Raw genomic sequence first — 15,261 nt, 5'->3', positions numbered from 1 at the left:
GACGGGCCCGGCCTGGTCGGCGGCGCCGTGACCGGCCTGGAGGTCGCCGGCCCAGAGCAGGCCCGCCTCGGGGGCGCGCAGGGTGGCGGGCTCGTTCCACGTCTGCCTACTCCTGCTTCTTGCGCCGGCTGCCGAAGACGATCTCGTCCCAGCTCGGCACGGTGGCCCGGCGCCCGGGCCGGACACCGTCCGCCTCGGCCTGCCGGTCCGTGGTGCCCACCAGCCGCTCCCGGTGCGGGGCGACCGCACGCGGCATCAGGATGTCGGCGTACGCCGAGCCCGCACCGACCGCGGGTGCGGCCGCGGCGGCGGGCTCCTCGGTCTCCTCGGCGACCTCGACGGGCGGCACCGGTTCGATCGGGGCGGGGCCGACCGCGAGGTCGCCCCGGAAGGCGGGGACCACGTCGAGCAGGCTGGTCAGCGAGTCACGGGACTCGGCGGTGGCCTCCCGGGACTCCCGCACCTCGCGGGAGGACATGATCCGGTCGGCCGAGGGCCGGTCGATCATCGGGCGGGGCGGCCGCTCCTGGGGGAGCCGGGCGATCCGCGGGATGAACGGGAAGACCGACTCCTCCTCGCGCTCGACGTTCTCGCCGATCAGCGCGCGGGCCTCGTCGTCGTTCGGCTGGACCAGGCGCCGCGGCGGGTCGTACGTCCAGGACGCGCTGCGGCCCTCGCCGTCGGCCCGGTAGTAGAGGATGACCTCCCACGTGCCGTCGTCGCGCCGCCAGGAGTCCCAGCGCTCGGTGTCCTTCTCGGCGCCGCGCAGCGCGAGCCGCTCGGCGACGGCCTCGCCCAACTGGGGGCCGGAGGACTCGCCGTGGCGGCGGATCGCGGTCTTGCGGGCCCGCTCGGCCATGAAGGCGCGCTCCGCGAGCACCGGCCCTTCGAAGCGGCGGACCCGGTCCACGGAGATGCCGGCCGCCTGCGCGACCTCCTCGGCGGAGGCACCGGCTCGTATCCGCGCCTGGATGTCCCTGGGGCGGAGGTGGCTCTCGACCTCGATCTCGATCTGGCCGAGGCGTGGACGGTCACCACGGATGGCGGCGCGCAGCCGCTCGTCGATGGGGAGGGTGTACTCCGTGCTGTCGGCGGCCTTGAGCACCAGCCGTGTGCCGTCGTTGCTGACGGCCACAACCCGCAGTTCGGGCACGGTTACCTCCCGGGTGGTGCCTGCCGACGTCACCTGCGTCGCTGCTCCCGTACTGAGTGTGGCCTGCCCGCTCGCGACTGGCCACAACCTTGCTGAGTTCCCCGGCGTGTCGGGCTTACGCCCGGTCACACCGCTGTGGCACGGTTGCCTTTTTGCCACGTCATCCGTCGACGTCGCGCCTGGGTGTCCCGGCCGTCCTCGCACGCGCAGTGACGCGACGATCCGGGACGGGCGTCGCCGTGCGTGCCTGTTCCGTGGCTCTTCGTCAATCTGCCGGTTGATAGGCAGTCGACAAGTCGACCCAAGGCTCAGGCTTTACGAACAGTACTCCATTCGTGGCATCCAAAGGGGCGGCTCGCCGCTCAAGTCTCCCGCGATTCACGGGAATCTCAAGAGCGCGCACCCCCAATGGCCGACGGCCGACCGATGCACGGTGATCATCTTCACATATATCCCCCGCACAGAACCGCATTTTCGACCCTTGTGTCCTTCTTTGGGCAAGATGGAGTGACTTGTTCGAAGACCAGTCGTACTGACCGAGGGATGTCGATGTCGGAGCAGAAGCCCGCCGAGGAGGGCGGCAAGGAAGGTCGCGGGCGAATTGACCTGAGTGTGGCTCAGGTCGCGGCGAGTGCGCTGGCCACCGTGGTGGGCGCCCTGCTCGCCTCCGAACTCGGCGTCTACGGAACCATTCTGGGCGCGGCCGTGGTCAGCGTCGGCGCGACCACCGGTGGTGCGGTGTTCCAGCACCTCTTCCGGCGCACCGGTGAGCAACTGCGCGGGGCGGTGGACCGCACCGGCCCGGGGCCGGTGGTGAACGGGCTGCGCCAGGTGCCGGATTCCGACACGCGGGCGCCGGTGATCTCCCCGGCGTGGAACGAACCCCGGGTGGTGCGGGCGCGCCGGCGCTGGACCTGGAAGTCGTACGGGGCGGTGTCCGCGTTGGTCTTCGTGCTGGCGATGATGCCGATACTCGCCTTCGAGCTGGCGACCGGGCAGCCGGTCTCGGCGACGGTGAAGGGGGAGTCGGGCAGCGGCACCTCACTGGGCGGCACGGTCGCCCCCAAGCCGGCCGACCCGCCGGCGGGCGATCACTCGGGCGGGCCGTCGGGCGGGCCGTCGCGGGGCACCGGCGGTGCTTCGCCCTCGCCGTCGGCCGGGAGTGGTGGTGCGGCCTCGGAGCCGGCGGCCCCTGGCGGCAGCCCGAGTGCGGGGAGCGGCGGTACGGCCCCGCCCTCGGCGGGTCCGAGCGGGACGCCGTCCGGGTCGCCCTCCACCGGTCCGTCCGCCAGTCCGTCCGCCAGTCCGTCCGGAGGTCCGTCCGGCGGGTCGTCCGCGCCGACCGGGAGCGCGTCGAAGCCGGCCGGGTCGGCGACCCCGGCCCCGCCCGCCCCGAGCGGCGCGCCGACCGGGCCGGCCGCCGGCTGAGGGCGGTCAGGCGCCCAGGACCCGCCGCAGGTAGTCGTTGCCGAAGACCCGCCGCGGGTCGACCTCGTCGCGCAGCGCGGTGAAGTCGGCGAAGTGCGGGTAGACCTCGGCGAGGTAGCCGGCGTCGCGGGTGTGCAGCTTGCCCCAGTGCGGCCGGCCCCGGTGGGCGGTCATCAGCTTCTCCACCTCGGTGAAGTAGCCCTGCTCAGCGGTGCCCCGGTAGAGGTGGACGGCGATGTAGGCGGTGTCCCGGCCGCTCGCGGTGGAGAGCCAGAGGTCGTCGGCGGGGGCGAACCGGACCTCGACGGGGAAGCTGATCCGCCAGTCGGAGCGCTCGATCATGGCCTTGAGCTCGCGCAGCACCCCGGCCAGCTCCTCGCGCGGCACCGCGTACTCCATCTCGGTGAAGCGGACCTTGCGCGGGCTGGTGAACACCTTGTGGGCGGTGTCGGTGTAGCTGCGGTCCGACCAGGCACGGCTGGCCAGCGAGGCGATGGTCGGGACGCTGCGGGGGAAGCGCCGGCCGACCCGGCAGGCGCCCTCCCAGACCGTGTTGGAGAGGAAGTCGTCCTCCAGCCAGCTCTTGAAGCGGGGCAGCGGGGCGGCCGGACCCTGGCTGCGGTTGTTGCGCTTGGTGGAGCAGCGGTCGGTGTGCGGGAACCAGTAGAACTCGAAGTGCTCGTTCACCGCGGTGAGGTCGTCGAGCCGGTCGAGCACCTCGTCGAAGCGCATCGGCTGCTCGTGGGCCGTGAGCAGGAAGGCCGGTTCGACGGCGAGGGTCACCGCGGTGATCACGCCGAGGGCGCCGAGGCCGAGCCGGGCGCCGTGGAAGAGGCGCGGGTCCTCGGTGGGCGAGCAGTGCCGGACGCTGCCGTCGGCGAGGACGATCTCCAGGGCGCGGATCTGGGCGGCGAGCGAGCCGGAGTCCCGGCCGGTGCCGTGGGTGCCGGTGCTGGTCGCGCCGGCCACCGTCTGCACCTCGATGTCACCCATGTTGGTGAGCGAGAGCCCGGCCGCGGCCAGCACGCGGTTGAGCCGGGCGAGCGGCAGGCCGGCCTCGACGGTGACGGTCCCGGCCTCGCGGTCGATGGCGCGGACGGCGGTCATCGCGTGGGGGCGGACCAGGACGCCGCCCTCGGCCGAGGCGATCGCGGTGAAGGAGTGGCCGGAGCCGACCGCCTTGACGCCCTGCCCCTGGTCCGCGGCCCGGGTGATCTCCTTGGCCAGTTCCTCCGCCGTGCCGGGCGTGACCACCTTGGCGGGGTGCGCGCTCTGGTTCCCGGCCCAGTTGGTCCAGCGGGTGCGGGGTGCGGTACTGGCCTGGGGCATGCGGTGCCTCCTGCTCCGTGGCCGAACGGTGTCGGCGCGCTCCCGGGCGGTGGGGGCCGCCCCGGGTGTCCCTACCCGCGGGTAGGACCCGCGAGTAGGCAGGAGAGTAGTCAGTTCACCGTTCGAGGTCTACGGTCTCGGCGGCCGGCTGCCCGGCCGCGGCGGCGGCCAGGCCCGTTCCGAGGCGCCGCAGGCCGACCAGGGCGGTCAGTACCCCGAACACCCCGGCGGTCACCGGCACCCAGTATCCGGCGGCGGCGCCGGAGGCGTCCACCACCCAGCCGCCGGCCGAGGAGCCGAGGGCGACGCCGAGGGCGAGCCCGGTGGTGGTCCAGGTCATGCCCTCGGTGAGCTGGGAGGCCGGGACGAGCCGTTCGACCAGGGCCATCGCGGTGATCAGGGTGGGGGAGATGGCGATGCCGGCGACCAGCAGGGCGGCGCCGACCGCGATCAGTCCGCCCACGCCCCGCACGGACTCGGCGGCCAGCAGCAGCGGCACCATGCTGACGGCCATGAACAGGACGCCGCCGAAGAACCGGGCGGCCATCGAGCCCTTGAGCCGTAGGGTGCCGAACACCACGCCGGCCAGGCAGGAGCCGAACGCCCACAGGGCCAGGATCACGCTGGCGACGGACTTGTGGCCCTGGGCCTCGGAGAAGGCGACGGTGACGACCTCGACCGAGCCGAAGATCGCCCCGGTCGCGACGAAGGTCAGGATCAGCACCTGGAGGCCGCGGTTGCGGATCACCGAGCTGCCGGCGTGCCGGGCGGCCGGGTGGACCGGGGGCTCGGTGGAGCGCTGCCCGGCGAACAGCACCACGCCGACCATGAGGAAGAGCCCGGCGAGCAGGACCCCGGCCTCCGGGAAGACGGCGGTGGCCAGGCCGATCGAGAGGATCGGGCCGACGATGAAACAGATCTCGTCGACCACGGCCTCGAAGGAGTACGCGGTGTGCAGCTTGGGCGCCTCGTCCCGGTAGAGGTGGGCCCAGCGGGCGCGGACCATCGCGCCGGTGCTCGGCATCACGCCCATCCCCGCGGCGAAGAGGAACAGCGTCCAGTCCGGTGCCTCCAACCGGGCGCAGAGCAGCAGGCCGACGGCGGCCAACACGGTGACCGCGGTGGCCGGCAGGACGATCCGGCGCTGTCCGTGGCGGTCCACCAGCCGGGAGACCTGCGGCCCGAGCACGGCCGCGGACACCGCCAGCGTCGCCGAGACCAGGCCCGCCACCCCGTAGGAGCCTCTCAGCTGGGAGAGCATGGTCACGATGCCGATGCCGGTCATCGAGATCGGGAGCCGGGAGACGAAGCCGGTGGTGGAAAAGGCCAGAGTGCCGGGGGCGGCGAATATCTGGCGGTAGCTGGACAGCACGGGAGCTCCGCAGGAGTAAGGAACGAGGCTGGACTACACAGCTTACGTACCTTGGCAAACCGTATTTTCCGGACACCGGTGCGATCCCGGCGTCGCGGTCCGGCCCCTCAATGGCAGGATCGGTCCCATGTCCGACGTGCGCAATCCCTCACCCACCGGGGCCGCTCCCTACGACGCCCTGCTACTGCTCTCCTTCGGCGGGCCCGAGGCCCCCGAGGACGTCGTCCCCTTCCTGGAGAACGTCACCAGGGGACGCGGCATCCCCAAGGAGCGGCTCAAGGAGGTGGGCAAGCACTACTTCATGTTCGGCGGCGTGAGCCCGATCAACGAGCAGAACCGCGAGCTGCTCGCCGCGCTGCGCAAGGACTTCGCCGAGCACGGGCTGGACCTCCCGGTCTACTGGGGCAACCGCAACTGGGCGCCCTACCTGACCGACACCCTCCGCGAGCTCGCCGCCGACGGGCACCGCCGTGTCGCCGTCCTCGCCACCAGCGCCTACGCCGGCTACTCCGGCTGCCGCCAGTACCGGGAGAACCTCGCCGACGCGCTGGCCCGGCTCGCCGAGGAGGGGCTGTCCGGACTCCGGGTCGACAAGCTCCGGCACTTCTACAACCACCCCGGCTTCGTCGAGCCGATGATCGACGCCACGCTGGCCGCGCTGGCGCGGCTGCCCGAGGCGGTGCGGACCGGTGCCCGGCTGGCGTTCACCACGCACTCCGTCCCCGACACCATGGCGCAGACCTCCGGCGCACCGGACGACCCGGCCCGGGGCCGGCCGGGCGGCGCGTACGTCGCCCAGCACCTGGACGTCGCCGGGCTGATCGCGGCGGCCGTCGCCGAGCGGACCGGGGTCGCCGACCGCCCCTGGGAGCTGGTCTTCCAGAGCCGCAGCGGCGCCCCGCAGACCCCGTGGCTGGAGCCCGACATCTGCGACCACCTGGAGGCGCAGCACGCGCAGGGCGCGCCCGCCGTCGTGATGGTCCCGATCGGCTTCGTCTCCGACCACATGGAGGTCAAGTACGACCTGGACACCGAGGCGGTGGCGAAGGCCGCCGAGCTCGGCCTGCCGGTCGCCCGGGCGGCCACCGTCGGTGCCGACCCCCGGTTCACCGCCGCCGTGCGGGAACTGGTCCTGGAGCGGGCCGCCACCGAACGCGGCGCGCCCGTGACCCGCTGCGCCCTCGGCGCGCTCGGCCCCAGCCACGACGTGTGCGCGGTGGCCTGCTGCCCGAACCCGCGCGCCCCCCGCCCGGCCGCCGCCGAGCGCTGACCCCGCACCGAGGAGACCCCGTGCCCAGCCCCGGACCCGCCGCCCCGCCCGCCGCCCTGCTGGACGAACTGCTCGACGTCGCCCTGGACGCCGCCCGCCGGGCCGGCGCCCTGCTGCGCGACAGCCGGCCCGCCGACCTGGGGGTCGCGGGCACCAAGAGCAGCCCGGTCGACGTGGTGACCGAGATGGACCTCGCCTCCGAGAAGCTCCTCGTGGAGCTGATCGCCGCCCGCCGCCCGGACGACGGCTACCTCGGAGAGGAGGGGTCCGAGCGGCCCGGCACCAGCGGGGTCCGGTGGGTCGTCGACCCGCTCGACGGCACCGTCAACTACCTCTACGGGCTGCCCTCCTGGGCCGTCAGCGTGGCCGCCGAGCTGGACGGCCGGGCGGTCGTCGGCGTGGTCTACGCCCCCGCGCGCGGGGAGCTCTTCGAGGCGGTGCTGGGCCGGGGCGCCCGGCTGGACGGCCGGCCGGTGTCGGCCCGCCCGGCCCCGCCGTGGGGGCAGGCGCTGATCGGCACCGGCTTCAACTACGTGCAGGCGGTGCGCGTCCGGCAGGCCGAGGTGCTGCTCGCGCTGATGCCGGAAGTCCGTGACATCCGGCGCGGCGGCGCCGCCGCCGTGGACCTGTGCGACGTCGCGGCCGGGCGCCTGGACGGCTACTACGAGCGCGGACTGGCCCCCTGGGACCGCGCGGCCGGCTGTCTGATCGCCACCGAGGCCGGCGCCCTGGTCGGCGGCCGCCCCGGCGAGGGGCCGGACGGCGAGCTGACCGTCGCGGCCGCGCCCGGGGTCTACGAGCCGCTCCAGGAGCGGCTGGCGCGGCTGCGCGCCTGGGCCGACTGACCCGCCCCGGCCGGGGGGCCGGGTTCCGCGGTGGTGCGGAACCCGGCCCCCCGGCCGGTGTCCGGGCAGCGAAGAGCCCTGGCATACGGGGAATGCCAGGGCCTGAGGTTTCGCACGGCCCCCACAGGGCCGCTGGTGCCGGGAGTCCGGCGTCGGGTCGGCAGGTCGGTCAGGCAGCGCTGCGGTGGCGCTCCAGCACCGTGTCGACGCCGTGTTCGGCGGCGAGTCGGCGGAGGTCGTCCAGCTCGGACTGCTCCACCTCGGCGAGGAACTCGTCCCCGGCCTCGATCGCGCGGTGCAGGTCCTGCTCGGCGCTGGCTATGCGCTGCAGGATTCCGGCGGTGAAGGCGTCCATACGGGCCCCCTTACTGTGTCGGACGTGCACGTTCGTGCGTCCCCCGCCCCAGGATCGTGGTAGCCAGCGGAAGCGTCCGATCCGGTAGGTCGTGATCTCCGGTCGGGCGCGGAGACGGCCCCTCGGCTGCTCCCGGTGACGCCCCAGCCCCAGGGCCGGCGCGGATGAACGCACGGCGGGTGGGTGCGATCGGCCGTCAGCCGGATCGCGGGTGTGCAGCTGTCCTCCCCAGCCCCTGGTCGGGGAAACCTCCCCGGGCGAGAAAGTTGCCCGTGTCACAGTCCAAGCGGAGTGTTCCCGGCACGAACCGGGACGGAGGCCGTCGTCGCGGCGGCGGTCGCGCCCCCCGGGCGCTCCTGCCTCCGGGGCAGCTTATCGCTGCTTTACCGCACGACCAGGCAGGATGGAGGGACCGTCGGAGCCGCGCGTCCGCTTCCGGGGCCGGCCTGGAGAAGGGACAACGACCGTGCGGGTTCTCGTCGTCGAGGACGAGCAGCTGCTCGCCGAGGCCGTCGCCACCGGCTTGCGCCGCGAGGCGATGGCCGTCGACGTGGTGTACGACGGGGAGGCCGCGCTCCAGCGCATCGCGGTCAACGACTACGACGTGGTGGTGCTCGACCGGGACCTGCCACTGGTCCACGGCGACGACGTCTGCCGCAGCGTGGTCGACCAGGGCCTGGCCACCCGGGTGATCATGCTGACCGCCTCCGGCGACATCAGCGACCGGGTCGAGGGTCTGGAGATCGGTGCGGACGACTACCTCCCCAAGCCCTTCGCCTTCAGTGAACTCGTCGCCCGCGTAAGGGCGCTGGGCCGCCGCGCGACCGTCCCGCTGCCGCCGGTGCTGGAGCGCGCCGGCATCTCCGTCGACCCCGGCCGCCGCGAGGTGATCCGCGACGGGCGGCCCGTCCAGCTCGCTCCCAAGGAGTTCGCCGTCCTGGAGGTGCTGATGCGGGCCGGCGGCGCCGTGGTCTCCGCCGAGCAGCTCCTGGAGAAGGCCTGGGACGAGCACACCGACCCGTTCACCAACGTCGTGCGCGTCACCGTGATGACGCTGCGCCGCAAGCTCGGCGACCCGCCGGTGATCGTCACCGTGCCGGGCTCCGGCTACCGGATCTGACCGGCTCCGGCCGGACACCCGCGGGCCCCACCCCCACCACGCGACCGCCCCGGCGGACGCCCCGAGAGGACGATCATGACCACCCCGCCCCCGGCCGGCGGGCCCTCCGGCGCGCCCGCCGGCGGCCCGCGCGCCGTACCGCCCGGGCCCGTGCCGCCGAAGCCCGCGCACGCCCCGCGGGCGCCCCTGCTCCACCACGCGTCGCGCGACACCTACGTGCCCGGCGACGGGATGCTCGCCTGGCTGCCGTTCCGCCCGACCATCCGGATCCGCCTCACCCTGCTCTACGGCGGCATGTTCCTGATGGCCGGCGTCGTCCTGCTGCTGCTGATGTACTTCTTCGTCCGGCAGGCCCTGCACGACGTCCAGCCGCCGCCCTTCCTGTTCGGCAAGGACATCACCGTCAACGGCGTGCCGATGAGCAGCGAGCAGTTCAACCAGTACCTCGCCAGCCGGCACGAGGTCGCCTCCAACGCGGCCCTCAACACGCTGCTGCGCAAGGCCCTCACGGTGCTGGTCTGCCTCGCCGTGATCGCCTTCGCCGCCGGCTACGCGATGGCCGGCCGGGTGCTGCGCCCGCTCGGGCGGATCACCCGCACCGCGCGCGAGGTGGCCTCGTCCGACCTGCACCGGCGGATCGAGCTCGACGGGCCGGACGACGAGCTCAAGGAGCTCGCCGACACCTTCGACGACATGCTCGACCGGCTGGACCGCTCCTTCGACTCCCAGCGCCGCTTCGTCGCCAACGCCTCGCACGAGCTGCGCACCCCGCTGGCGATCAACCGGACCCTGCTGGAGGTCCAGCTCTCCGACCCGGCCGCCTCGGCCGACCTGCAGCAGCTCGGCAAGACCCTGCTGGCCACCAACGAGCGCAGCGAGCAACTGGTGGAGGGCCTGCTGCTGCTCGCCCGCAGCGACAACGAGCTCACCGACCGCCGGCCGGTGGAGCTCTCCGAGGTCGCCACCCGCGCCCTGGTGCAGACCCGCGCCGAGGCCGACCGGCGCGAGGTCGAGCTGCGCGCCACCCTGAACCCGGCCGTGGTCTCCGGCAACGGCGTGCTGCTGGAGCGGATCGCGCTCAACCTGCTGCAGAACGCCGTGCGCTACAACTCCGCCGACGGCTGGGTCGAGATCGCCACCGCCGAGGTGCCCGGCGGCGGCGAGCTGGTGGTGTCCAACACCGGCCCGGTGGTCCCCGGCTACGAGCTGGAGCACATCTTCGAGCCGTTCCGCCGGGTCAAGGGCGCCGACCGCACCCGCAGCGACAAGGGTGTCGGACTCGGCCTGTCCATCGTCCGCTCGGTGGTCCGGGCGCACGGAGGCACCATCGAGGCCACCCCGCGCTCCGGCGGCGGCCTGACCATGCGGGTCCGGATCCCGGCGGCCTGAGGGCCCCCACAGGCCCGTCTCGCCCCCGCTGCGCCGCCCGTCCCGCCCGCGCTCCGTGCGCTGACCGATCCCGCCGCCCCCGCCAGGCCCGTCAAGACGACATAAGGCCTGGCGGGGGCGGCTTGTCATTTCCGGTCCGAGCAACTTACGGTGTCGTAACCTACGCAACCGTAAGTGCGTCCCGACTTCGGTGTCCCCGACGTGCCCGCCCAACGCGCCCGTCCCGCGCGTGCCCGTCCCCCTGGAGCAACACACGTGACCATCGCCCCCGTGCAGCGCACCGCCCCGACCGGTTCCAGCGCCTGGACCGATGCGCGGCTGATCATGGCCCTCGAAGAGGTGGTGGAGACCGAGCTCAACCGCCACCTGAAGGTCGCCAAGGACTGGATGCCCCACGAGTTCGTCCCGTGGAGCCAGGGCCGCGACTTCGACGGTGTGCTGGGCGGGGAGCCCTGGTCGCTGGAGCAGTCGCAGGTGACCCCGCTCGGCCGGGTGGCGCTGGTGGTCAACCTGCTGACCGAGGACAACCTCCCCAGCTACCACCACGAGATCGCCACCATGTTCGGCCGCGAGGGCGCCTGGGGCACCTGGGTGCACCGCTGGACGGCCGAGGAGGGCCGGCACGGCATAGCCATCCGCGACTACCTGCTCGCCACCCGGGCCGTGGACCCGAACGAGCTCGAGCGGGCCCGGATGAGCCACATGTCGGAGGGCTTCGAGTCCGACAACTCGCACAGCATGCTGCACTCGGTCGCCTACGTGGCCTTCCAGGAGCTGGCCACCCGGATCTCGCACCGCAACACCGGCCACTCCGCCGGCGACCCGCTCTGCGACCAGCTGCTCGCGAAGATCGCCAACGACGAGAACCTGCACATGGTCTTCTACCGCAACCTGCTGAAGGCCGCCCTGGAGATCGCCCCCGACCAGGCCATGCGCGCGATCGCCGACGTGGTCACCGACTTCCGGATGCCCGGCCACGGCATCCCCGGCTTCGAGCGGGCCGCCGCCCAGATCGCCATCGGTGGCGTCTACAACCTGCGCATCCACCACGACGACGTGCTGCAGCCGGTGCTGCGCCACCTCAAGGTGATGGAGGTCGGCGGCCTGGGTCCGGTCGGTCTGCGGGCCCAGGACGAGCTCGGCGTCTTCCTCGGGGGGCTGGACGCGCAGGCGACCAAGTTCGACGAGCGGCAGGCCGCCCTGCTGGCCCGCCGGGCCGCCCGCAAGGCCGCCCAGTAGCAGCCGGACACGAACCGCAGGACGCGCCGGGCCGTGGACCCGGCCGTTCCTGTTGGGTGGATTTTCCGTGGTTTGCCCCGGAAGATTCGGAACGTGAGCAAGGTCACACCGTGTCGCTCCACGGGGTGGGCCGGTCTCGGAGCGTGATCATGGTCGAGACCACTCCGGTTGCGTTCCGTGACCGGGTTCGGGGTCGATGCGGTCCGGGCGGATCGGCCGAGAGCCCTGGTGGGCAAGGGAACGATCGAGTGCTCGCAAGGCCTCTGATGACTGAGCGTGTCCGGTGGGCGGGCCCGGCCGCCGGTCGGTGATGGCCCAGCGTGAGGCCTCCCGCGCCCGATCGGATCACTCCAACGGACCCCTGGCTGAGTGTCGATTGAGTAACAGGGCTTGAAGTAAGGCAAAATCTCCGCCTCGGGTCGGGCACAAGACCGGCCCCCCATGCGTTACGTGCGCTGGAGATACCGCACACACCGCACAACCCGGAGGGGGAGAGCGAAAACATGGCAACTGACTACGACACCCCACGCAAGACCGATGACGACCTCAACGAGGACAGCATCGAGGAACTCAAGGCCCGGCGGAACGAGAAGAGCACCAGCTCGGTCGACGTCGACGAGTTCGAAGCGGCGGAGGGCCTTGAGCTCCCCGGCGCGGACCTCTCGAACGAGGAGCTCTCGGTCCGGGTGCTGCCGCGCCAGGCCGACGAGTTCACCTGCATGAGCTGCTTCCTGGTCCACCACCGCAGCCAGCTGTACAGCGAGAAGAACGGCAACCCGATCTGCCGGGACTGCGGCGCCTGAGTATCAGGGCGGCCATGGGCCCGGGCTCGCGGAACCTCGCGAGACCGGCACACCGCCCCTTCCGGCCCCGGGCAGCGGGGCCGGAAGGCAGTACCGGCGACGGCCGTCGAGGCGGGCGTACCGGCAGTACCGCGCCGATTCGTACCGGCGCGGTACCGCGCACTGCGCGGCGTGGCAGCAGCTCGTGCAGTACGGAGACATCTGGGACGGTCCCGCATCGCGGAACCGTCCCTCTCCGTTCTCCGGGCCGGATCCACCCCGGAGAACGGAGCCGGGTCAGGCGCGGGCGCCGCGCCGGGCCTCGTCCAGTGCCTCGGCCAGCTTCATCGGCGAGCGCGTCGACAGGTAGAGGTACGGGGTCGGGTCGGCCGGGTCGCTGACCTCGACGCGCAGGGCGGTCGGGACGTAGCTGCGCAGCAGCATGAAAGCGCGCGGGTCCGACTTCGGGCCGCGCCAGGCCATCGCCTCGGCGGGGCTGAGCGGCTGCGCGGCGCCGAGCGCGTCGACCGGGATCCGGGCCTGGCCGGCCACCAGGGAACCCTGCACCACCCGGATCCGGGCGGAGCCGTAGCTGCTGATCGCGGCGGCGCCGGCGGCGATCCCGACCACCAGCCCGACCAGCGCGCCCACCGCGCTGAGACGCAGCAGGATCAATGCGAGCGTGAGCCCGATCGCGACCGGGAGCAACCACCAGGAGCGCGGCACGGTGAGGCGTTCGTCGTACATGCCCCCATTGTGGTCGCCGTTACGGCCGGCGGCGGACGGCACCCCCGGGCCCGGACCGGCTACCGGTCGGTAGGGTTGGGAACCGTGACCGGTTCCGTAGCCCCAGCCTCCCCGTCCGAGCGGCCGGCGCCGCCCCTGCCGCTCTCGCCCACCACGCCCCCGCCGGGCGCCGTCCTGCCGCCGCGCGCCCCCGAGGCCCCGGCCCCGGGCACCCGGCTCGGCTCGCACTACGAGCACTGCTTCGGCTGCGGCCCGGAGCACCCGGGCGGGCTGCGGATCGACGCGGTGGCGGGCCAGGGCCTCGACGTCACCGCCGAGTTCGCCGTCCGCTCCGCCCACCAGGGCGGCCCCGGCCTGGCCCACGGCGGGCTGCTGACCACCGCGATGGACGAGACGCTCGGCACGCTGAACTGGCTGCTGCACGCCCCGGCCGTCACCGGCCGGCTGGAGACCGACTTCGTCTGCCCGGTGCCGGTCGACTCCGTGCTGCACCTGCGCGCCTGGATCACCGGCGTGCACGGCCGGAAGATCTACAGCGCCGGCGAGGCGCGGATCGGCGGGCCCGACGGCCCGGTCGCGCTCCGCGCCCAGGCACTCTTCATCCAGGTGAAGCTGGAACACTTCACCAAGCACGGTCGTCCCGAGGACATCGAGAAGGTCCTCGACGACCCTGATCTGATGAAGCGCGCCCGAGCCTTTGAGGTGAACCCTTGAGCAGCACCCCCCGTCCGCCGGTAGACGTCCTGATCAGGCGAATCGACACCGAGCTGCCGCCGCCCGCGTACGCGCAGCCCGGTGACGCGGGCGCCGATCTGCGGACCGCCGTCGACGCCGAACTGGCCCCCGGTGAGCGGATCGTCCTGCCCACCGGCATCGCCATCGCGCTGCCGGACGGCTACGCGGCGTTCGTCCACCCGCGCTCCGGGCTCGCAGCTCGTTGCGGAGTTGCTCTGGTGAACGCCCCAGGGACGGTCGATGCCGGGTACCGTGGAGAGATCAAGGTGATCGTCGTCAACTTGGACCCGCGCGAAGCCGTCAGCTTCCGCCGAGGGGACCGGATCGCCCAGCTGGTGATCCAGCAGGTCGAGAAGGCCCGCTTCCACGAGGTGGCCGAACTGCCCGGGTCGGCACGAGCCGAGGGCGGGTTCGGGTCGACCGGCGGCCACGCCGCGGTCTAGGCTGCCCGCGGCCTCGCAGGAAGCCGAGCAGGTATTCGCATCGGTCTTGGACCGGGAAGGACAGTGACCGTGTTCCGTCGTCGCCAGAAGAGCGAGGACGCTGTCGAGCAGCTCGCCGACGACGCCATCAGCGCCGACGAGCCGGCCGATGACGTCGAAGGTTCCGCCGAGAGCGAGAACGTGACCGAACTGGACCCGGCGGAGCGGGTCGGCCTGCCGCCGGCTCCGCGTCCGGACGGTCCGTGGGACCACTCCGAGCTGGAGCAGCCGGAGGAAGGCCGGGTCGACCTCGGAGGCCTGCTGGTCCCCGGTGTCGAGGGCATGGAACTGCGCGTCGAGGTGGCCGGGGACGCGATCGTGGCCGCGACGCTGGTCCTCGGCAACAGCGCCATCCAGCTCCAGGCCTTCGCGGCTCCCAAGTCCGAGGGCATCTGGGGCGAGGTCCGTGAGGAGATCGCCAACGGCATCACCTCGCAGGGCGGCCTCATCGAGGAGGAGGAGGGCCCGCTCGGCTGGCACCTCCGGGCCCAGGTCCCCGTGCAGCTGCCGGACGGCACGCAGGGTGTCCAGCTGGTGCGCTTCGTCGGCTGCGACGGGCCGCGCTGGTTCCTGCGCGGTGTGATCTCGGGCCAGGCCGCGGTGCAGCCGGAGATGGCCGGGATCCTGGAGCAGGTCTTCCAGCAGACCGTCGTCGTCCGTGGCGAGACCCCGATGGCGCCGCGCGACCCGATCGTGCTGAAGCTTCCCGAGGACGCGCAGATGGTGGCCGACGGTGGCGGGGCAGCCGCCGCTGCCGGAGAGAGCGACAGCAACCGCTTCGGCGGCGCCGCGCTCGACCCGTTCGCCCGCGGCCCGGAGATCACCGAGGTCCGCTGAGCAGGCGTTGAGCCGGCGCCGAGCCGGCCGACCGCTCTTCGATCGCCCCCGCCCGGATGCCCGGACGGGGGCGATTTGCATGGGGCGGGCCGGTCCCCGTACAGTTCCGGAGTCGCACCGAGAGGGGCGACGGAATGCGAATCCGATGAATGAAACTCCGGAAAACGGAGCGGAAAAC

At 73.1% G+C, this 15,261-nt stretch carries 15 protein-coding genes; 10 read left to right on the top strand and 5 right to left on the bottom strand.

Annotated elements, in window-relative coordinates; genetic code table 11:
- Positions 1–106: 106 nt before the first annotated feature.
- On the bottom strand, positions 107–1,186 hold the full coding sequence (gene sepH, locus ABZ497_RS35520) for a septation protein SepH (RefSeq protein ID WP_352294203.1): 1,080 nt from the start codon (positions 1,184–1,186) through the stop codon (positions 107–109).
- A 516-nt stretch (positions 1,187–1,702) separates the two neighbouring features.
- Here sepH and ABZ497_RS35515 point away from each other — a divergent pair.
- The gene (locus tag ABZ497_RS35515) at positions 1,703–2,581 is read left to right on the top strand and encodes a hypothetical protein (RefSeq protein WP_359811939.1); all 879 of its coding nucleotides are present in this window, start codon (positions 1,703–1,705) and stop codon (positions 2,579–2,581) included.
- Between the two features lie 6 nt (positions 2,582–2,587).
- On the opposite strand, the gene ABZ497_RS35510 is transcribed toward ABZ497_RS35515, so the two are convergent.
- Both ABZ497_RS35510 and ABZ497_RS35505 read right to left on the bottom strand, forming a co-directional pair.
- Positions 2,588–3,910, bottom strand: a complete 1,323-nt coding sequence (locus ABZ497_RS35510; RefSeq protein ID WP_359811936.1) for a D-arabinono-1,4-lactone oxidase — start codon at positions 3,908–3,910, stop codon at positions 2,588–2,590.
- Between the two features lie 115 nt (positions 3,911–4,025).
- Positions 4,026–5,282 carry an MFS transporter gene (locus tag ABZ497_RS35505; protein WP_359811933.1) on the bottom strand — a complete coding sequence of 419 codons (1,257 nt, stop codon included), beginning with the start codon at positions 5,280–5,282 and terminating at the stop codon, positions 4,026–4,028.
- Positions 5,283–5,409: 127 nt separating this feature from the next.
- Between ABZ497_RS35505 and ABZ497_RS35500 the strand changes: the two genes are divergently transcribed.
- Together ABZ497_RS35500 and ABZ497_RS35495 are read left to right on the top strand one after the other, a co-directional pair.
- Positions 5,410–6,552 (top strand): ferrochelatase, encoded by a 1,143-nt coding sequence (locus ABZ497_RS35500; RefSeq protein ID WP_359811931.1) that lies wholly within the window; start codon positions 5,410–5,412, stop codon positions 6,550–6,552.
- A gap of 20 nt (positions 6,553–6,572) precedes the next feature.
- On the top strand, positions 6,573–7,397 hold the full coding sequence (locus tag ABZ497_RS35495) for an inositol monophosphatase family protein (RefSeq protein ID WP_359811928.1): 825 nt from the start codon (positions 6,573–6,575) through the stop codon (positions 7,395–7,397).
- A 169-nt stretch (positions 7,398–7,566) separates the two neighbouring features.
- Here ABZ497_RS35495 and ABZ497_RS35490 read toward each other — a convergent pair whose 3' ends face one another.
- Complete coding sequence (locus ABZ497_RS35490; protein WP_352294190.1) at positions 7,567–7,752, bottom strand: hypothetical protein; 186 nt, start codon at positions 7,750–7,752, stop codon at positions 7,567–7,569.
- Between the two features lie 466 nt (positions 7,753–8,218).
- Here ABZ497_RS35490 and ABZ497_RS35485 point away from each other — a divergent pair, with 466 nt between their 5' ends.
- The 4 genes from ABZ497_RS35485 to ABZ497_RS35470 all read left to right on the top strand — a co-directional run bounded on the left by ABZ497_RS35485 (position 8,219) and on the right by ABZ497_RS35470 (position 12,303).
- Complete coding sequence (locus ABZ497_RS35485) at positions 8,219–8,872, top strand: response regulator transcription factor (protein ID WP_329489897.1); 654 nt, start codon at positions 8,219–8,221, stop codon at positions 8,870–8,872.
- Between the two features lie 231 nt (positions 8,873–9,103).
- Positions 9,104–10,261, top strand: coding sequence for a HAMP domain-containing sensor histidine kinase (locus tag ABZ497_RS35480; protein WP_329492273.1), 1,158 nt, complete (start codon positions 9,104–9,106; stop codon positions 10,259–10,261).
- A 255-nt stretch (positions 10,262–10,516) separates the two neighbouring features.
- Complete coding sequence (locus ABZ497_RS35475; protein ID WP_329489898.1) at positions 10,517–11,500, top strand: acyl-ACP desaturase; 984 nt, start codon at positions 10,517–10,519, stop codon at positions 11,498–11,500.
- A gap of 503 nt (positions 11,501–12,003) precedes the next feature.
- Positions 12,004–12,303 carry a DUF4193 domain-containing protein gene (locus ABZ497_RS35470; protein WP_073924890.1) on the top strand — a complete coding sequence of 100 codons (300 nt, stop codon included), beginning with the start codon at positions 12,004–12,006 and terminating at the stop codon, positions 12,301–12,303.
- Between the two features lie 276 nt (positions 12,304–12,579).
- Here the strand turns inward: ABZ497_RS35470 and ABZ497_RS35465 are convergent, their stop codons facing one another.
- Positions 12,580–13,029: a DUF3093 domain-containing protein gene (locus tag ABZ497_RS35465; RefSeq protein ID WP_359811923.1), complete on the bottom strand. Its 450-nt coding sequence runs from the start codon at positions 13,027–13,029 to the stop codon at positions 12,580–12,582.
- 135 nt (positions 13,030–13,164) lie between these two features.
- Between ABZ497_RS35465 and ABZ497_RS35460 the strand changes: the two genes are divergently transcribed.
- From ABZ497_RS35460 to ABZ497_RS35450, 3 genes are all read left to right on the top strand, one after another.
- Positions 13,165–13,743, top strand: coding sequence for a PaaI family thioesterase (locus tag ABZ497_RS35460; protein WP_359811942.1), 579 nt, complete (start codon positions 13,165–13,167; stop codon positions 13,741–13,743).
- The gene (gene dut / locus ABZ497_RS35455) at positions 13,740–14,207 is read left to right on the top strand and encodes a dUTP diphosphatase (protein ID WP_359811920.1); all 468 of its coding nucleotides are present in this window, start codon (positions 13,740–13,742) and stop codon (positions 14,205–14,207) included. The genes ABZ497_RS35460 and dut overlap by 4 nt, the downstream gene beginning before the upstream one ends.
- A 69-nt stretch (positions 14,208–14,276) precedes the next feature.
- Positions 14,277–15,083 carry a DUF3710 domain-containing protein gene (locus ABZ497_RS35450; protein ID WP_329489901.1) on the top strand — a complete coding sequence of 269 codons (807 nt, stop codon included), beginning with the start codon at positions 14,277–14,279 and terminating at the stop codon, positions 15,081–15,083.
- Positions 15,084–15,261: the final 178 nt, after the last annotated feature.

It is taken from the genome of Kitasatospora sp. NPDC005751 (assembly GCF_040630835.1).
Lineage (GTDB): Bacteria > Actinomycetota > Actinomycetes > Streptomycetales > Streptomycetaceae > Kitasatospora.
This window is presented reverse-complemented; position numbering and strand designations above follow the sequence as displayed.